Genomic DNA, 17,604 nt, shown 5'->3' on the forward strand with positions numbered 1-17,604 from the left:
GTTTCGGTGACCCGCCCAGGACAAGGACCCCCATGACCGCACCAGTGCCCGGCCCGGGGGCGCTCGTCTCGTACATCCGCACCGGCAGCCGCGAGGACCGCACCGCCTACCGCGAGCTCCCGGAGAAGGAGCGGCTGGCGTACCACGCGACCGTGGTCCGGGTCTTCGAGACCGCCCTCGCGCACCACTGCGGCCTCTTCCCCTCACGGGAAGAGGTGTACGGGCTCATCGAACGGGTCGGCGAGCGCCACCCCCAGTACGCGGGCGGCACCCGGCGCGTCATCCTCTCCCTTGTAGAGGGTTCATCGAGCGGCGGCATGAGCGTGCGACAAGTACTCACCGCCCAGCACCTCGTCATCCGCGAAGTCGCCAAACTCCACCCGGACTTCCTCGAAGCGGCCGAATCCATCGTCGAACCCGGCACCGAGTTCACCGGCACGGACCGCCAGCACGCCGTCTCCGTCACCCTCCGCCTCGACGGCGTCCTCCACGAGCTCGAACTCCACCGCGGCGCCGAACGCCTGGGCGTCAAGACCCTCGCCACCAGCCTCATCCGCGCCTGGGTCGAAGCCGAGAAGCAGCGCTGGGTCCGCGCCAAGGAACTCGGGCGCCACGACGACTTCCCCCAGATCGGCTCCGGCAAAGGCGGCGGCGACGCCCACCGCCACGAGGCCTACTCCACCGGCAGCCTCTGCCGCGCCACAGTGGACCGCTACGGGCGGCTGCGCGCCTTCACCTTCATGCGCACCGCCCTCTTCGACGACGGCCGCCCCGCCCTCGCCGCCCAGATCAGCGAAGCCGTCACCAAAGCCCAAGCGGGCCGCAAAGCCTCACTCTGACTGCCGCTTCCCCCCGATCGCGTCGGCGACCTCGTCGAGTCGCGCCTCTCGGGAGGCCTTGACCAGGACGACGTCGCCGGGGGCAAGGCGTCCGCGAAGCCAGTCGATCGCCGCCGCGTTGTCGGCCAACGCGATCGCCTTCGCGCCCGCCCCTGCGGCGATGCGTTGCGCGGTATCGCCGACCGCTACGACCACGTCCGCTCGCGCCGCCGCGTACCGGCCGATCGCGACGTGCTCGGCCTCGCTTGCCTCCCCGAGTTCGGCCATGTCGCCGAGGACCGCGATGCGCCGCCCGCCTTCGACCGCCGCGAGCGCGTCCAGCGCTGCGCGCGCCGAGTCCGGGTTCGCGTTGTACGAGTCGTTGAGCAGCGTGATGCCGCTCGGCAGCTCCCGCAATTCCATGCGCCACTTCGAAAGCGCGGCACCCTCAAGCGCCTTGGCGGCCACATCGACCGGAACGCCCGCTGCCAGACCCGCCGCAGCGGCCGCCGCCGCGTTGCACGCCTGGTGCGCCCCGATGACCGGCAGCGCGACCCGCACCTCGCCTTCCGTGGTCCGCAGCGTGAAACTCGGTCGACTGCGCCGGTCCAGCTCCAGGTCGACCACCCGCACATCGGCGCCTTCGGCGCGACCGAACGTCAGCACCGGGCCGTCAGTGAGCGCGCACATCGCCGCCACAGCGGGATCGTCGGCGTTGAGGACCGCCGTCCCGCCGGTCGCCAAGCCCCGCACCAGCTCACCTTTCGCCTGGCCGATCGCCTCGCGCGTCCCGAAATAGCTCAAATGCGCCTGGCCGACGTTGAGGACCACCGCGACATCGGGCGGGACGAGCCTTGCGAGCGCCGCGATGTCGCCGACTCGGCGCGCCCCCATCTCCAAAGCGAGGCAACGGGTCCCGGTATCGGCCCGCAGCATGGTGACCGGCACGCCCAGCTCGTTGTTCATCGACCCGGCCGTGGCGATCGTCGGCGCGCTGCTCGCGAGCACGGCCCCGACCAGGTCCTTCGTGCTCGTCTTTCCCTGCGAACCGGTGACACCGACGACCGTGAGCCCGTTGCGCAACCGCGCGACGACATGCGCGGCAAGGGCCTGCAGCGCCGCCTGCGCATCCGGGACGACGACCGTGGGCAGTTTCGTGGGCCGTGAGCCGAGCACGGCCACGGCCCCCGCGTTCCCGGCCTGCTCGGCGTAGTCGTGGCCGTCGGCGTGCTCGCCGTCGAATGCGACGAAGAGCCCGCCCGGCTCGGCCAGGCGCCCGTCGAGCACGGCCGGGGCGGTCACCTGGACGTCCTCGCCGGTGACCATGCCGCCAGTGATCGCGGCGATCTCGCGGAGGCTGAGCGGGATCATGCGCGCCCGCCTTGGGTGTTTCGGTTCATGCGGCCCAGTGAAGCCGGACCGGCCTATCGCGGGCGTATCGAAAACCCCATACGCTCCGGTAACGCCGCGTCCCTTTGACTTTCGGCATGCTCAGAAGAGAACCGGTCGGCATCACGGTCTACGGGTGCGGCGAGGACGAAGCGGCGCTGTTCCGCGAGATGGCGCCGACCTTCGGTGTCGTCCCCACAGTCACCGGCGCGGCGCTCGACGAGTCGAACGCCGACCTCGCGGCGGGGAACCGGTGCGTCAGCATCGGCCACAAGACCCGCGTCACCGGGGCCGCGCTGCGCGCGCTCGCCCGCGCGGGCGTCGCGTACGTCTCGACCAGGAGTATCGGCTACAACCACATCAGCGTCCAGTACGCGCGGAGCCTGGGCATCGAGGTCGGCAACACCGCGTACTCCCCGGACAGCGTCGCCGACTACACGCTGATGCTCATGCTGATGGCCGTGCGGCACGCGAAATCGACGGTCCTGCGCGCCGAAGTCCACGACTTCCGGCTCCACGAGTCGCGCGGGAAAGAGCTGCGGGACTTGACGATCGGCGTGGTCGGCACCGGCCGCATCGGTGCGGCGGTCATCGCCCGCCTCGGCGGCTTCGGCTGCCGCGTCCTCGCCCACGACAACACCCCCAAGACCGATGCCGAGTACGTGCCGCTCGATGACCTGTTGCATCACAGCGACATCGTCACCCTCCACACGCCACTGAACGCGGGTACGCACCACCTCCTCGACCGCCAGCGCCTCTCGCGGATGCGGCGCGGTGCGTACGTGATCAACACCGGGCGCGGGGCGCTCATCGACACGGAAGCCCTGGTCTCGGCCCTGGAGGGCGGCAGGCTCGGCGGCGCGGCCCTGGACGTGCTCGAAGGCGAGGAGGGCGTGTTCTACACCGCCCACCGCGCCCCGGTCGACAGCAAGCCGCTGCTTCGCCTCCAGCAACTGCCCAATGTGCTCATCAGCCCGCACACCGCGTTCTACACCGACCACGCGCTGAGCGACACCGTCGAGAACTCCATTGTGAACTGCCTGAATTTCGAGGAGAGGAACCAGCATGGCTAAATTGAAGGTGGGCATCGTCTTCGGCGGCTGCTCCGAGGAGCACCCCGTCTCGGTCAAGTCGGCCCGGGAGGTCGCGGCCAGCCTCGACCCCGCCAAGTACGAGCCGTACTACATCGGGATCACCGAGGACGGTGCGTGGCGGCTCTGCGACGGCCCCGGCCCGGGCTGGGAGGACGGCCGCCCGGCGGTCATCTCGCCCGATCGCAGCCGCCCCGGCCTGCTCGTCCTCGACGAGCGCGAGACGATTCGCCTCGACGTCGTGGTGCCCGTGCTCCACGGGAAACTGGGGGAGGACGGCGCGATCCAGGGCCTCCTCGAGCTCTCCGGCATCCCGTACGCGGGCTGCGACGTCCAGAGTTCGGCGCTGTGCATGGACAAGACCCTCACCTACCTGGTCGTCCGCGACGCCGGGATCGCCGTGCCCGCCTTCTGGACCCTCGGCCCCGACGAGAAACCCGACGAGCCGCTGCCGTACCCGGTCTTCGTCAAGCCCGCCCGCTCCGGCTCCTCGTTCGGCGTCACCAAGGTGACCCGCGAGGAGGACCTGCAGGAGGCGATCGCGACCGCCCGACAGTACGACGCGAAGGTCCTCATCGAGGCGGCCGTCGACGGCAGCGAGATCGGCTGCGCCGTCCTCGGCAACGGCGAGCTGTTCGCCGGGGAGGTCGACCGCGTCGCACTCTCCCACGGCTTCTTCCGCATCCACCAGGAGGACCAGCCCGAGACCGGCTCCGAGAACGCCCGGTTCATCGTCCCCGCCGACATCCCCTCCGACTCGCGCGCGCTCGTCCGCGAGACCGCGAAAGCGGTCTACCGCGCCCTCGGCTGCCGGGGCCTGGCGCGCGTCGACCTCTTCCTCAAAGCGGACGGCACCGTCGTCCTGAACGAAGTGAACACCATGCCCGGCTTGACCTCCTACAGCCGCTATCCGAGAATGATGGCGGCCTCGGGGCTGCCGCTCGCCGAGGTGTTCGACCGGATGGTCGCGCTGGCGCTGGAGGGAACGGCCGTTGCGGGATGACTTCGCCTATGTGGACGAACTGGTGCCCGGCATCCGCTGGGACGCGAAGTACGCCACCGCCGACAACTTCACCGGCGCCCCGGTCGACGGCTACCTGACCGGCCGCGTCGTCGGCACGCGTGCGCTCTGCGCGGCACTCCTTGCGGCGCAGCAGAAGGCCGAGGCGGTCGGCTTCGGCCTCCTCGTGTGGGACGCCTACCGCCCGCAGCGCGCCGTGGACCGCTTCCGGCAGTGGTCCGAGGAGCCCGAGGACGGCCGCACGAAGGCCCGGCACTACCCGAACATCGACAAGACCGAGATGTTCGCGAAGGGCTACGTGATCGCCAAGTCGGGCCATTCCCGGGGCGGCACCGTGGACCTGACCCTCTGCGACCCGGCCACGGGCGCACCGGTCCCTATGGGTGGCGGCTACGACCTCATGGACGAGGTCTCCCACCACGGCGCCGCAGGCGTCTCCGAAGCCGAAACGCGCAGCCGCGCACTCCTGAGATCCATCATGGAGTCGTGCGGTTTCCGCCCGTACCAGTACGAGTGGTGGCACTACACGCTCAAGGACGAGCCCTACCCGGACACCTACTTCGACTTCCCGGTCGCCTAGGGAGGGCACTAGGGCGTGCCCCTTCCCACCCGCATCCACCTCCGACCAACCGAAGAAATGAGACGACTCTCCCACACGGGTCCGACACTCCACTCTTTTCGCAGGTCAGGCGGCTGGCAGGCGGACCTCGACTCTTAGGCCGCCCTCGGGGCGGGCCGTCAGCGTGAGCCGGCCGTCGTGGGCGCGCACGATGTTGGCGACGATCGCCAGGCCGAGCCCGACGCCCGCGTGGTCGCTGCGCAGGCGCCGCGTCCCGCGCTGGAACGGCTCGGTCAACGTCGCGACCAGGTGCGGCGTGAGCTCGGCCCCGGTGTTCTCGACCGTGAGGACCGCGGCATCGGGGCCCGCCGCGGTCTCGATCCACACCGCACCGTCCACATCGGTGTTGTGCACGATCGCGTTGTGCAGCAGGTTCACCGCCACCTGCTGCAGCAGCGCCGGAGAGCCCGACGCAGTGGCGACCCCGCCCGACACGCGGACGTCGACCCCGCACTGCTCCGCGAGGGGAAGCAGCGTCTCGGCGGCCTCCTCGGCGACGAGTGACAGGTCGACCGGCTCGCGCGTGAACGCGCGCTGGCCGCTGCGGCTGAGCAGGAGCAGCGCCTCGGTGAGGTCGATCGCCCTGGCGTTCACGAAGTGCAGCCGTTCGATGAGCTCTTCGGACCCCGGCGCGGGGTCGCGCCCGGCCACTTCGAGGAGCGTCTGCATCGTCGCCAGCGGGGTGCGCAGCTCGTGGGAGGCGTTGGCGGCGAACCGCTGGTGCTCGCCCACGTGCGCCTCGATCTGCTCGAGCATCGAGTCGAACGCGTCGGCCAGCTCGCGGAACTCGTCGCGGCGGCCGGGCATCCGGATGCGGTGCGCGAGCGAGCCGTTCGCGGCGATCCGGGTCCCGGCGGCGATCTGGTTGAGCGGCTTGAGCATCCGGCCGGCGAGGAACCACCCGCCCGCGAGGCCGAACACCAGCAGGAACCCCAGCAGCATCGCCGCTTTGGGGAAGAACGCCCGCCATAGGTCGTACCGGCCCGGGATGAACATCCCGGGGCAGAGCCGCTCAGGGCACTCGCCCCGGACGGTGACCGCCTCGGCGGGCACGTACCGCAGCAGGAACAGCCACACGACCGCGAGCAGCAGCACCCCGGCGAGCACGAGGAACGCGGCGTAGCTGGCGGTGAGTCTGAGCCGGACGCTCGGACCGGGCCGCCTATCCACGCGCGACCTCGATCCGGTACCCGACACCAGGCACCGTGGTGATCACCCACGGCTCGCCGAGGCGCTTGCGCAGCGCCGAGACCGTGATGCGCACCGCGTTCGTGAACGGGTCGGCGTTCTCGTCCCACGCCCGCTCCAGCAGGTCCTCGGCGCTCACCACCCCGCCCTCGGCCGCGACCAGCACCTCCAGCACCGCGAACTGCTTCCGGGTGAGCGCCACGTACCGGCCGTCCCGGAAGACCTCCCGCCGGAACGGGTCGAGCCGCAGCCCCGCGATCTCCCGCACGGGCGGCCGGTGGTGCGCGCGCCTGCGGTCGAGCGCCCTGAGCCGGAGCACCAGTTCCTTGAGCGCGAACGGCTTCGTCAGGTAGTCGTCCGCGCCCAGCTCGAACCCGGACGCCTTGTCGTCCAACCGGTCGGCGGCAGTGAGCATCAGGATCGGCATGCCCGTACCTGAAGCGACGATGTGCTCGGCGACCTCGTCGCCCGAAGGCCCGGGGATGTCGCGGTCGAGCACCGCGATGTCGTAGGCGTTCACGCCCAGCAGCTCCAGGGCGGTGTCGCCGTCGCCCGCGATGTCGGCGGCGATGGCCTCCAACCGGAGCCCGTCGCGGATGGCCTCGGCCAGATAGGGTTCGTCCTCGACGATCAGCACGCGCATAGTGCCCACGATGCTACGGACCCGGACCTATCGTCGGCATATCGAAAACCGCTAACCCCCGGACAACACCGCCCCGCCTGTACTGGGCGCATGTCCTACAGCGTCTCCGCCCGCACCGTGACCCGCCGCCTCCGCCGCGGCCTCGCCGCCAGCGCGCTGGCCCTCCTCGCGGCGCTCGCGCGGGCCCTCGGCTACCGGCTCCTGCGCATCCGCGACAGGGGCGCGCTCGGCGTCGCCGACGGCGCGGTCCCGTACCGGACCACGGTCTTCGACGACTCGGTCGCGGGCGTCGCCAACCTCGACCCGGCACTCCTCGCCGCGCTGCGGCTGGCCGCTGCCGACGCCGAGCGCGAGGGCGTCCGCTTCGTCGTCAACAGCGGCTGGCGCTCGCCGGAGTACCAGCGCCAGCTGCGCCGCGAGGCGGTCGCCGAGTACGGCTCGGAGGAGGCCGCGTCGCGCTGGGTGTCCACTCCGGAGACTTCGGCGCACGTGGCCGGGCACGCGGTCGACGTGGGCCCGCCTGCCGCGGCCGCCTGGCTGTCGGAACACGGTGCCGCCTACGGGCTCTGCCGGATCTACCGCAACGAGCCGTGGCACTTCGAGCTGCGTCCTGAAGCGATCGAGCACGGCCCGCCTCCCATGTACGCCAACCCTTCTGAAGATCCGCGAACGCAGCGGCGGCCGGTCTGACCCGGCCGGTTCGGGGCTCCGCCGGGTTTACACGGCCTCAGTAATATGTTACTTACTACTGAGTGATATATCACGTGTCACATACTACCGGCTCGTGAACCACCCACTCGAAAGGCCGCCCCGTGCAGCGACACCCCGCAAACCCCGGCAAGGAGCGTGGAAAATGAAGGCGCTCAAGACCAGCCACGGACGGGCGGCCATCGCCGCCCTCGCCCTCGCCGCCGTCCTCATCGGATCGAGCCCGGCGCTCGCCGCCGAAACCGAGATACCCGTGGCCCCCGACGGCCGCGTCACCACCGACCCCGCCTACGACGGCCCCCAGATCACCGAAGTCCGCGTCATCAACGAAGGCAAATTCCTCGAGGTCTACTGGGACCGCTACGTCGACGAGACCGCCGCCGTCAGCCCCGCCAACCTCACCCTCCACAACGGTGCCGACACCATCCAGCTCCAGGCCAAACCCGCCACCGGCCCCACCGACACCATCTTCTTCGACAAGGACAACAAGCAGATCGCGGCCACCGCCGCCAACAGCATGGCCCGCCTCCCCGACGACCTCCACCTCTCCAGCGTCGCCTACACCGGCGCCATCGACCCCGACCAGCCGCTCACCCTCACCGTCACCGGCGCGAACATCCAAGACGCCCAAGGCAAACCCGCCAAAGACGCCGCCTACACCGGCGTCCCGGTCCTCGACTACTACACCCAGACTGTCACCACCGCCGCCGGCATCACCGTCAAAGCCGGACCCCGCGTCGACCCCGCCACCCTCGACCTCGCCGCCGCCCAAGTCGACGTCCAGCTCGGCCGCGACGACAACGGCATCGCCGACACCATGGCCGACTACGGCTGCTCCCTCGCCGTCTACGCCGCCCGCGAGAACGCCTACCTCGTCCCCGAACACCGCGGCGGCTACGACCCCGAGATGTACGACGTCGAAGGCTACGGCGGCAGCGAGTGGAACGGCTGCGTCTCCTCCATCTCCGAACGGAACGTCCTGCGCACCAGAGGAAACGAGAACGACTTCCTCAACACCCGCTACACCAACGAGAACATCCTGATCCACGAGTTCGGCCACGCCGTCCGCCTCGTCGGCATCGAGACCCAAGCAGACAAGGCCCTCTCCGACGAGCTCTACGCCGTCTACGAGAACGCCTACAACACCGGCCGCTGGCCCAACACCTACGCCATCGGCAACATCGACGAGTACTTCGCCACCCTCTCGAGCATCTGGTTCGACAACATGGCCGAGAAACCCGACTGGACCGACGGCGTGCGCAGCCCCATCAACACCAGGGCCGAACTCCAGGCGTACGACCCCGAGGCCTACGAGTTCTTCGCCAAGGTCTACCCCTCCGACCTGACCCTGCCGTCCCCATGGGATATCCCCGGCCCCGACGTCTACCACGGCGACTACACCCAGGAACCCCAGCTTCCCGCACGCGAACCGGCCGAGGACGTCGACTTCGGCGCCGACGGCTTCCGCATCATCACCGACAGCCTCGGCACCGAGTTCCAGATCGACCAGTACGCAGGCGACCCCGACCACCCCGAACGCGACATGGTCGTCTGGGCCAAATGGGGCGGCGGCGTCTGGGACCTCGACTACGCGAACGGCCGCTACACCGTCAACGCCGCCGACGGCAGCGGCGTCCTCACCGCACTCTCCGACACCGAAGTCGCCTACGCCGGGCTCGCACCCGACCCGGACGACCCCGCCCAGCAATGGGTCTTCGTCCCGGCCACCGCAACCGCGACCAACCTCTACGACGGCACCCTCGTCAACGCCGCCAACGGCCGCGCGCTGGCCCTCGACGGCCGCACCGAATCCGGCACCTCACTGATCCTCGCCGAACCCGGTCTGGGCACGCGCTGGCTCCTCGAGGACACCACCCGCACGGCGGCCCAGGGCACGGCCGCCTACCTCGTCCCCGAGGCCGACACGACCGCGCCCGAACTCGCGTACACCTGGAACCGGAACCGCCTCACGCTCGAAGCCAGCGACTTCGGCTCCGGCGTCGCGCTCATCGAGTACCGCGTCAACGGCGGCGCCTGGAAGACCTACTCGGGCGAGATCCGGGTCCGCCCTTACGACACCGTCGAAGTCCGCGCAACCGACAACGCGGGCAACACATCCGACATCGTCACCGTGAAACGCGGGCACTAGCGTTCGGGTCGGTTGTCGTACCTGTCTGGGATGCTCAAGCCATGGAGATGGCATTGCAGCTCACGATCGACTGTTCCGACCCGCAGCGCATGGTGGCCTTCTGGGTGGAGGCCCTGGGCTACGCGCCCGAGCCTCCGCCCGAAGGCCACGCCACCTGGCGCGCCTACTGGTCCTCCGTGGGCGTACCCGACGAGGAGCTGCCGCCCAGCGCGGGGGACATGGCGGAGTCGATCATCGACCCGGCCGGTCACGGCCCGAGAGTGTGGTTCCAGCATGTCCCGGAGTCGAAGACCCTCAAGAACCGCTGGCACTTCGACCTGAAGGTCGGCGGCGGACGCGGCGTCCCGTTCGACGTCCGCAAGGAACGGGTCACGGCCACGGTGGAACGGCTCGTCAAGGCCGGAGCCGCCTTGCAGCGCATCAACGACGACCCGGACTCGGGCCACTACGCCGCCGCCATGCAGGACCCCGAAGGCAACGAGTTCGACATCGTCTAACGCCCGAGAAACTCGATTGCCGCTCCGGCGAGGCCGGGCAACACTGGGCTGCAGACGAGAGGGGTTCGGCGACGATGGAGACTGCAGCACGAGAACGGGCGGCCGCCGCCGCGAAGTCGGTCGCCGAGGCCCAGGGGCTCCGCGCCGACGAGGCGATCGTCCTGAACGACTCCAACAAGCTCACGCTGCGGCTCCTGCCCTGCGACGCGGTCGCCCGGGTCGCGCCTCCCGAGCACCAGGCCGCGCAGTTCGAGATCGACGTCGCCCAGAAGCTCGCCGAGGTCGGCGGCCCGGTCGCGGCCCTCGATCCCCGAGTCGAACCGCGCGTCCACACCGGCGGCGGCTTCAACCTCACCTACTGGACCTACTACGAGCCCGCCTCGGGGGAGCTCCCGCCGGCCGAGTACGCCCGCGCGCTAGAAGACCTCCACGCCGGGATGCGGGCCCTCGACATCGCGGCACCCCATTTCACCGACAGAGTCGACGAGGCCCTACAGATCCTCGCCGACCACGAGGTCAGCCCCGACCTCCCCGAGCCGGAACGCGAACTGCTCACCGACACCCTCGAGCGCCTGCGCAGGAAGACCAGCGGCGGCAAAGACCAACTGCTGCACGGCGAACCGCACCCCGGCAACCTCCTCGCCACGAAGCACGGGCCGCTGTTCATCGACTTCGAGACCTGCTGCCGAGGCCCTATCGAATTCGACCTCGCCCACGCCCCCGACGCCCTCGCCGAGCACTACCCGGGCGCCGACCAGGACCTCCTGCGCGACTGCCGCATGCTCATGCTCGCAATGGTCACCACCTGGCGCTGGGACCGGGAAGACCAGCTTCCCAACGGCCGCCAACGCGGAGCCGAATGGCTCGACCAACTCCGGACCGCACTCGCCGCAGGCTGAGTCCTGGTCCCGTACACCCGGCGTCGTACGCCGACGCAACGCTAACCCCTGGGGGGTATGTAAAACCGCCGACATCCGATCGACGCCAGCGCCCCGATCGCAGGGCAGGCTTGGGAATCCGCCCGAAACCATCTGGGCGGTAACGCGATCGGAACGGAGCCTCATGGTCCTCATAGCCGGCGCCACGGGCCACCGACCACGCAGCCCTGTTCCCGAACGGAGAGTCCTGACCCGTGCAACCGCTCGACAGCACCGACCCGAAGCAGTTCATCGCCGACTTCTACACCTCGCTCACCCATGAGCTGACCAGCAGCGACGAGGACGCGGCATCGATCATCGACCGCTACCACACCGTGGAAATCGTCCAAGTCGCCGATGGGCACCGCATCGGCCGGCAACAGCTCATCGACCACACCCGGCCGGTCCGCAAGAACCGGCCGACGATCCGCATGGAAGTGCACGAAGCCGTCGCCGAAGGCGACCGCATCGCCGCCCGCTACACCCTGCACTCCTCCCAGCGCGGCAAGGACCTCGCCACCGACGTCCACTTCTTCGGTCGTTTCACCGCCGACGGCCGCATGCGTGAAGCGCACATGCTCACCCGCGCGATCGCCCCGGACGGCCAGGCGTAGCCGACCGCTCGGACCGCGCGGGGCTGTAGTCAGCGCCCCAGTCTGTGGCTGATGAGGGCGAGGTTCTGGATCGTGGCGAGGCCGCACTGGGCGGCGTCGTTGGTGGAGAGGGTCCGGGATTCGTCCACTGGGGACATAACGTGGGGCGGGAGGATGCGGACCGCTTGGAACGCCTCCTCTCCCATGAACTCGCCCCCGGCGAAGTAGGCCCGCCAGGCGTGGTCGGCGAGGGCGTCGTCGCCGGTTCGGTTGGCGGCGTAAGCGGTGAGGCGGGAATGGGCTTGCTCGAGGTGGATGCCCGAGGGCGCTTCTCCGAGTTCGGCCTGCTGGACTTCCGGTGAGGCGAGGTACAGGCGGCAGTACTGGAGCCACGCCTCGCGGAAGCCGGGGGCGTCGAGCTGGCCGGCGTCGATGAGGGCGACGAGTTCGCTGCAGACCTCGACCAGGCCGAACACGGCCGAGAGATGGGAGACGTTGACGCGGTCGCGGTTCGTGTCGAAGCGGCCGGTGTCGAGGTCGTAGAGGGCTTCGCCCGTGAAGAAGCCACGGGGGAGCGCGCCGATGTCGCGCATCGTCCCGATAAGACGGTCGCGCGAGTGCTCGCTGCCGGTGATCTCCCAGTCCGCCAGCCAGGTCGCGGCCAGCGCGCTCCAGTCGGTGCCGAGGCCCACGGCGAGCGCGCGGCGCTCGGGCTTGTAGGTGGCGGCGTCGGCGCGGACCTTGCGGGTGGGGTCGAGGGCGAGGAACGTGGCGTCGGAGTCGCGCAGCTCCAGCATCAGGTCGCGGGTGTGCTCGTCGCCGGTGAGGAAGTAGTGGCAGCGGCGGTAGGCGGGGGTCGAGATGCGCAGTTGTTTTGCGCTGCAACCCCAGTGCTGCACGTTGTGGCGGGTGCCGAGGCCCTGCCAGGGGCCGGAATGGTAGACGTCCACGTCCCCGGTGTGGCGGGTCATGCGCTCGGCGAGGCGGAAGACGTCGGCTCTGCCGGTGCGCAGGAAGGAGGTCCAGAGCCACAGGTCCGGGGAGAGTTCGGAGTTGTCCCACGCGTAGCCGCCGATGTCGTAGCGCCAGGTGTGGCGGTCGGCATCGTAGGCGTGCATGACGTCGCCGAAGTTCCAGAACCCGTACCAGGAGCGCTGGTCGACTTGGCCCGCATAGAAGTCGAGGAGGAAGTCGAGCCGGTCTTCGAGGGCGGCGCGGCGAGGGTCGGTGCGGTCGGGGAGGTCCCAGTCGCCGAGGACGCGGGCAGCGTGCAGTGCCTCGGGGGTGGGCACGAGCTGCGGCCGGAGCGCGGTGCCGCGCGCGATGCGGGCGAGGTCTCCGACGGGAGGCGTTGCGGCGAAAGGGGTCACGGTGAGCTCGTGGGTGCGGCCGATGCCTTGGGCGGTGCCGAAGCCGGGTTCGTAGTCCTCGTAGGTGATCTCGAGGGCGTCGAGCTGGTCGGCGAAGTCCGCCTGGCCGAGGCCGTCGTGGTAGAACCGCAGGTCCATCGGGGCGGCATCGGGCGACCACAGCCAGGTCGTGAGCGTGGCGGCATCGGTGTCCGCCGCGCGGATGTCGAGGCCCGTGGGGTGGGACTGCCAGAAGCCGGTGAGGCCTACCGCGAGTCCGCCGGAAGGGTCGCCGATGTACGCGAGGCCGTCGGATCGGGTGCCTTGGGTGATATCGATCCACGGCCGGTCGGCGGTGGTTCGCTTGTGGAGGGTAAAGCCGTTGGCGTTCAGTTGGCGCAGTGAGTAGTCGGCCCAGGTCGGAATCCACTTCGACAGGCGCTCGACGTCTGAGGCCCACTCGGAGGGCGGGGGCGTGGCCCTGCCGTCGAGTTGCGCGGCGCGCACTTCGGGGCCGGGGTCGCGGCGGAGTCCGGTGAGGCCCCGCACGGCTTCGCGCAGGAACCCGCCGTCGGCTCCGGCGAGCCGGATGTGGCGGTCGTGCGGGGCCGCGCGGAGCGGCACGGTGAACTCGAGGCCGAGCGAGGTGAGGAAGTCGTGCTCGGGGTCGCCGTCCCAGACGAATGAGTGCACGAGCCGGAACGTGGCCGCCCCGGCGGCGAAGATCAGGCGCACGGTGAACGGCAGCCATTCGCGGCCGTCGCAGTCGCGGTGGGTACCGGTGAGCCGGACGACGGCGCGCAGCGGCCCGGCCTGTTCGAGGGTGCAGGTGGTGACGTTGCCGATGGCGTGGGTCCGGTCGTGCGCGGCGGGCTCGGGACGGGCTTGGCGGCTGGAGACGAGTCGGCCCGAGGAGGCGACCTCGGTGCCTTGGATGTCGATGGAGCGGACGAGGTCCGGCCCGGTGCCGGGGATGACGACGCGGCAAGCGCCGGTGTCGATGATGAGGCCGGTGCCGGTGGGGAGGGCCGTCGCCGTCATCCGAGGTCGGGTGTGTCGCGGTTGAAGCGCCCCCGAATCAATGGTGCCCGGCGGGTGTGACACTGCCGTCGAGGCGGAGGCGGAGGCGGAGGCGGAGGCGGAGGCGGAGGCGGAGCTAGATCCGTTGGCGGCGTTGACCACTCGATAGCCGCTTGCAGGCTCGTGGTCCGCGCCCAGGGCTACTCCCGCCCACTTCACGCTGCCGTCCGGCCAGGTCGCCAGCGTCCACGTTTGCGCGGGTACCGCCGCGCCCGCGCCGTCGAGTACCGCCAATCGGGTCGGGTCGGTGACCGCTCCCGCCGCCAGCGGCACGCCGCACGTGACGCCGCCCAGTGTGAGATCGGGGGCGGCGTCGTCGAGCCAGCGCAGGGGAATGTCGACAGTGGTCACGACAGCTCCTTGACTTCCAGGTTGCGGTAGTGGGCCTTGAGCGGTGACATCTGGCGGAAGCCGATCCGACCGGCTCCCAACGGCTCTGGGTCGTGGAAGGCGAACAGCTCGAGTTCCTCGATCGCGAAGCGCACCTCGGGGCCGAGCTTGCGGACGCTGATGCGGTAGTGCCCGTCGGCGTCCTCGGGCCCCGGCAGCGGGTCGGCGCCCTGCGCGACGAGCTGGAAGCCGGGGCTCTTGCGGAGGTTGCAGGTGCGGAAGCGGCGTTCGGTCGGCCACTTGCGGCGCAGGTACGAGACGTGCAGGGTCGCGATGTCGCCTGAGTGGTACTGCGGGTAGTAGCCGGTGCGCGGCGCGAGCGACGGGTCGAAGAGGTCGCGTCCGCCGGTCCCGGTGGCGGCGAAGAAGAGCATCGCGAGGCCTTCGCCGCCCAGCGGCTTGAAGTCCCAGGAGATCTCGACGTCGGCCGGGAACACCTCCGGGCACCAGTAGGTGAAGTGGGCGTGGTCGCCGCGCCCGGCGGCGACCAGCGCGGATTCGTTCGCGGTGCTGGAGAGCACCAGGCCGCCGTCCCGGTGCGCCGCGCCGACGGGGCCTTCGGCGATCCAGCCGTCGAGGTCCGAGGGCGCGGCGAGCGGGTTGCGGTAGAGGGTCACTTGCGGACCATCTCCAGCCCTGCGGGCACGGCGTCGCTGCCGTCGCCGTCGAGGGCGAGGAGCGCTTGGGCCACGAACCGGGCGACGGCGGCGGCTCCGGCGGTCGTGTAGTGCGTGTTGTCCTTCTTGAGGTCGGCGCCGACCTCGATGCCCCGGTCGGCGGCGGCGCCGTGGACGAAGAGCGCGGCCGATTCGCCTTCGCCGAGCCAGGTGTAGAGCCAGCGCGTGAAGACGTTGAGGTCGATGACCGGGACGTCGAGTTCGTGTCCGAGGCGCCGGACCTCGGCCGGGTAGGGCCCGTGCGAGTACCGGAGGGCCCCTTCGGGAGTGAACATGCGCCGTTCGACGCTGGTGGTGAGCACGGGCTTGGCGCCGGCGGCGCGGACCTCTTCGATGAAGGCGGTGAGCCGTTCCCGGTAGCCGCCTTCGGCGGCGAGGGTCTCGGGTTCCTTCTGGTCGTTGTGGCCGAATCCGAAGACGACGGTGTCGCCTGGCTGGAGCGCGTCGGTGACGAGCTTCCAGTTGCCCTGTTCGCGGAAGCTCCGCGTGGTCGCGCCGCCGAAGGCGCGGTTGACGACGGGCTCCGAGAGGAACGCGGCGAGTTCGTCGCCCCAGCCGAGGAGCGGCAGGTCGGGGTGGCCGGAGGTCGCGCCGTCGTCGGTGGGGGCGAGGGTGGAGTCGCCTGCGAGGTGGATCATGGTCAGCCTTTCACGCTTCCGATGAGCATGCCTTTTGCGAAGTGCTTCTGGAGGAAGGGATATGCCAGGAGCACGGGGATGGTAGCGATGATGACGACGGCGAACTTGATGCCCTGGGCGGGCGGCGGCACGTCGGAGTTGAGCTCGTCGGCCGAGAGGGACGCGGCGGCGGTGACCTGCCGCAGGATCATCTGGAGCGTCCACTTGCCCGTATCGCTGAGATACAGGAGCGGCGAGAGGTAGTCGTTCCAGATGCCGACGGCGTAGAACAGCGCGAACGTCGCGAGCACGGGTTTGGAGAGCGGGACGACGACGTGCCGCAGGATCTGGAGTTCGTTGGCGCCGTCGATCTTCGCGGACTCCTCGAGCTCGCCCGGGAGCTGCTGGAAGAAGTTCTTGATGATGATGAGGCTGAACGGGTTGATCGCGGCGGGCAGGATCAGCGCCCAGTACGAGTCGAGGAGGCCCAGGTCCTTGACCACGAGGAACGTGGGGATGAGTCCGGCGCTGAAGACCATCGTGAAGACGACCAGGCTGAGGAGTGTGCGCCGCCCCGGCAGGTCCACTTTCGACAGCGGGTAGGCCGTGAGCACGGTGAGCGCGAGCTGGATCAGCGTGCCGACGACGGTGACGGCCACGGTGGTGAGGAACGCCCGCAGGATCACGTCCGAGGACAGGATCGACTCGTACGAGGTCGTCGTGAAGTCGTTGGGCCACAAGAAGAACGGCCGGGTCGTGATCTCCAGTTCGGTCGCGAGGGACCCGGCGAGCACGTACACGAACGGTAGGACCGCGAGCAGGCCGATACCGGTGAGCAGGGCGATGTTGAGGACGTCGAAGGCCCGTCCGGCGCGGGTGTTGAACCGCTTGTGGGTCGAGGCGGACATCAGAAGATCCCTTGCTGGTTGAAGCGCTTAGCGAGCCAGTTGGTGCCGAAGATGAGCACGAGGCCGACGATGGCCTTGAACAGGCCCACGGCCGTGGCGTAGCTGTACGCGCCCTGCTCGATGCCCGCGAAGTACACGTAGGTGTCGAACACGTCGGCCACGGTCCGGTTGAGGGAGTTGGACATCAGGTAGATCTGCTCGAACCCGGTGTTGAGGATCTGCCCGGTCTGGAGGATGAGCAGGACGACGATGGTGGGCATGATCGAGGGGATCGTGATGTGCCAGACCCGTTGCCAGCGCCCGGCGCCGTCGATGATCGCGGCCTCGTACTGCTCCTGGTCGACGCCTGCGAGGGCGGCGAGGAAGATGATGGTGCCCCAGCCGGTGTTCTTCCAGACCTCCTGCATGAGGATGAGCGGCCGGAACCAGTCGGGGTCGGCGAGCATGTTGGCGTCGGTGCCGGAGATCCACGAGAAGAACGTCCACAGCGGACCGGTGCCGATGGCGAACAGCAGTGCGGTGATGGAGACGACCACGGTCCACGACAGGAAGTGCGGGATGTAGACGAGGGTCTGCACGGTCCGCTTGAGCACCTGGAGCCGCAGTTCGTTCAGCAGCAGCGCGAGGACGATGGTGAGCGGGAACGCGATGAACAGGCTGAGCCCGGCGACGATGAGCGTGTTCTCCAGCAGCCGAGCGAAGTCCGGGTTGGACAGGAACTCCTGGAAGTGGGCCAGGCCGACCCATTCGCTGCCGTCGATGCCGAGGAACGGGATGTAGTTCTTGAACGCGATCCGCGCGCCCCACATGGGCCAGAACCGGAACAGCGCGAAGTACAGCAGGCCGGGCAGCATCAGGAAGAACAGCCAGCGGTAGCGCGCGATGTCGCGCACGAGGCGCTGGGGGCGGCTGCGCGTCCGCCGGGCCGCTAGGGCGGTCATGTCGGTCTC

Annotated in this window: 17 protein-coding genes; 9 read left to right on the forward strand and 8 right to left on the reverse strand. The window is 69.8% G+C overall.

All coding sequences use genetic code 11. From position 1 onward, the window contains the following. The first annotated feature begins 32 nt into the window (after window positions 1-32). Window positions 33-839, forward strand: a complete 807-nt coding sequence (locus tag ACZ60M_RS19865; RefSeq protein WP_465420106.1) for a hypothetical protein — start codon at window positions 33-35, stop codon at window positions 837-839. On the opposite strand, the gene ACZ60M_RS19870 is transcribed toward ACZ60M_RS19865, so the two are convergent. Continuing rightward, complete coding sequence (locus ACZ60M_RS19870; RefSeq protein ID WP_465420108.1) at window positions 831-2,189, reverse strand: UDP-N-acetylmuramoyl-tripeptide--D-alanyl-D-alanine ligase; 1,359 nt, start codon at window positions 2,187-2,189, stop codon at window positions 831-833. The genes ACZ60M_RS19865 and ACZ60M_RS19870 overlap by 9 nt on opposite strands. A gap of 116 nt (window positions 2,190-2,305) precedes the next feature. Here ACZ60M_RS19870 and ACZ60M_RS19875 point away from each other — a divergent pair, with 116 nt between their 5' ends. The 3 genes from ACZ60M_RS19875 to vanX are packed head-to-tail and all read left to right on the forward strand — an operon-like array spanning window position 2,306 to window position 4,899. Then, the gene (locus ACZ60M_RS19875) at window positions 2,306-3,280 is read left to right on the forward strand and encodes an NAD(P)-dependent oxidoreductase (RefSeq protein ID WP_465420109.1); all 975 of its coding nucleotides are present in this window, start codon (window positions 2,306-2,308) and stop codon (window positions 3,278-3,280) included. After that, window positions 3,273-4,301 (forward strand): D-alanine--(R)-lactate ligase, encoded by a 1,029-nt coding sequence (gene vanA / locus ACZ60M_RS19880; protein WP_465420111.1) that lies wholly within the window; start codon window positions 3,273-3,275, stop codon window positions 4,299-4,301. The genes ACZ60M_RS19875 and vanA overlap by 8 nt, the downstream gene beginning before the upstream one ends. Further along, on the forward strand, window positions 4,291-4,899 hold the full coding sequence (vanX, locus tag ACZ60M_RS19885; protein WP_465420113.1) for a D-Ala-D-Ala dipeptidase VanX: 609 nt from the start codon (window positions 4,291-4,293) through the stop codon (window positions 4,897-4,899). Before vanA ends, vanX begins: the two co-directional genes overlap by 11 nt. Window positions 4,900-5,004: 105 nt before the next feature. Here the strand turns inward: vanX and ACZ60M_RS19890 are convergent, their stop codons facing one another. Together ACZ60M_RS19890 and ACZ60M_RS19895 are read right to left on the reverse strand one after the other, a co-directional pair. Further along, the gene (locus ACZ60M_RS19890; protein ID WP_465420115.1) at window positions 5,005-6,108 is read right to left on the reverse strand and encodes a sensor histidine kinase; all 1,104 of its coding nucleotides are present in this window, start codon (window positions 6,106-6,108) and stop codon (window positions 5,005-5,007) included. Beyond that, entirely contained in the window at window positions 6,101-6,769 is a 669-nt protein-coding gene (locus tag ACZ60M_RS19895; protein WP_465420117.1) for a response regulator transcription factor, read from the reverse strand. The genes ACZ60M_RS19890 and ACZ60M_RS19895 overlap by 8 nt, the downstream gene beginning before the upstream one ends. 90 nt (window positions 6,770-6,859) lie before the next feature. Between ACZ60M_RS19895 and ACZ60M_RS19900 the strand changes: the two genes are divergently transcribed. From ACZ60M_RS19900 to ACZ60M_RS19920, 5 genes are all read left to right on the forward strand, one after another. Beyond that, window positions 6,860-7,459 (forward strand): M15 family metallopeptidase, encoded by a 600-nt coding sequence (locus ACZ60M_RS19900; RefSeq protein WP_465420119.1) that lies wholly within the window; start codon window positions 6,860-6,862, stop codon window positions 7,457-7,459. Window positions 7,460-7,622: 163 nt separating this feature from the next. Further along, on the forward strand, window positions 7,623-9,626 hold the full coding sequence (locus ACZ60M_RS19905) for an OmpL47-type beta-barrel domain-containing protein (protein ID WP_465420121.1): 2,004 nt from the start codon (window positions 7,623-7,625) through the stop codon (window positions 9,624-9,626). Window positions 9,627-9,667: 41 nt separating this feature from the next. Then, window positions 9,668-10,123 carry a VOC family protein gene (locus ACZ60M_RS19910; RefSeq protein ID WP_465420123.1) on the forward strand — a complete coding sequence of 152 codons (456 nt, stop codon included), beginning with the start codon at window positions 9,668-9,670 and terminating at the stop codon, window positions 10,121-10,123. 74 nt (window positions 10,124-10,197) lie between these two features. Then, complete coding sequence (locus ACZ60M_RS19915; RefSeq protein ID WP_465420125.1) at window positions 10,198-11,022, forward strand: phosphotransferase; 825 nt, start codon at window positions 10,198-10,200, stop codon at window positions 11,020-11,022. A gap of 233 nt (window positions 11,023-11,255) precedes the next feature. After that, window positions 11,256-11,654, forward strand: coding sequence for a nuclear transport factor 2 family protein (locus ACZ60M_RS19920; protein ID WP_465420127.1), 399 nt, complete (start codon window positions 11,256-11,258; stop codon window positions 11,652-11,654). 29 nt (window positions 11,655-11,683) lie between these two features. Here the strand turns inward: ACZ60M_RS19920 and ACZ60M_RS19925 are convergent, their stop codons facing one another. The 5 genes from ACZ60M_RS19925 to ACZ60M_RS19945 are packed head-to-tail and all read right to left on the reverse strand — an operon-like array spanning window position 11,684 to window position 17,595. Next, window positions 11,684-14,413, reverse strand: coding sequence for an exo-rhamnogalacturonan lyase family protein (locus ACZ60M_RS19925; protein WP_465420129.1), 2,730 nt, complete (start codon window positions 14,411-14,413; stop codon window positions 11,684-11,686). Further along, entirely contained in the window at window positions 14,410-15,069 is a 660-nt protein-coding gene (locus tag ACZ60M_RS19930; protein ID WP_465420130.1) for a DUF1961 family protein, read from the reverse strand. The genes ACZ60M_RS19925 and ACZ60M_RS19930 overlap by 4 nt, the downstream gene beginning before the upstream one ends. After that, complete coding sequence (locus tag ACZ60M_RS19935; RefSeq protein WP_465420132.1) at window positions 15,066-15,767, reverse strand: GDSL-type esterase/lipase family protein; 702 nt, start codon at window positions 15,765-15,767, stop codon at window positions 15,066-15,068. The genes ACZ60M_RS19930 and ACZ60M_RS19935 overlap by 4 nt, the downstream gene beginning before the upstream one ends. A 2-nt stretch (window positions 15,768-15,769) precedes the next feature. Next, a complete protein-coding gene (locus tag ACZ60M_RS19940; protein WP_465420133.1) occupies window positions 15,770-16,654 on the reverse strand; it encodes a carbohydrate ABC transporter permease in 885 nt (294 codons plus the stop codon). Further along, window positions 16,654-17,595: an ABC transporter permease gene (locus ACZ60M_RS19945; RefSeq protein WP_465420134.1), complete on the reverse strand. Its 942-nt coding sequence runs from the start codon at window positions 17,593-17,595 to the stop codon at window positions 16,654-16,656. The genes ACZ60M_RS19940 and ACZ60M_RS19945 overlap by 1 nt, the downstream gene beginning before the upstream one ends. Window positions 17,596-17,604: the final 9 nt, after the last annotated feature.

The sequence above is a fragment of the Glycomyces sp. NPDC050141 genome, from assembly GCF_055586545.1.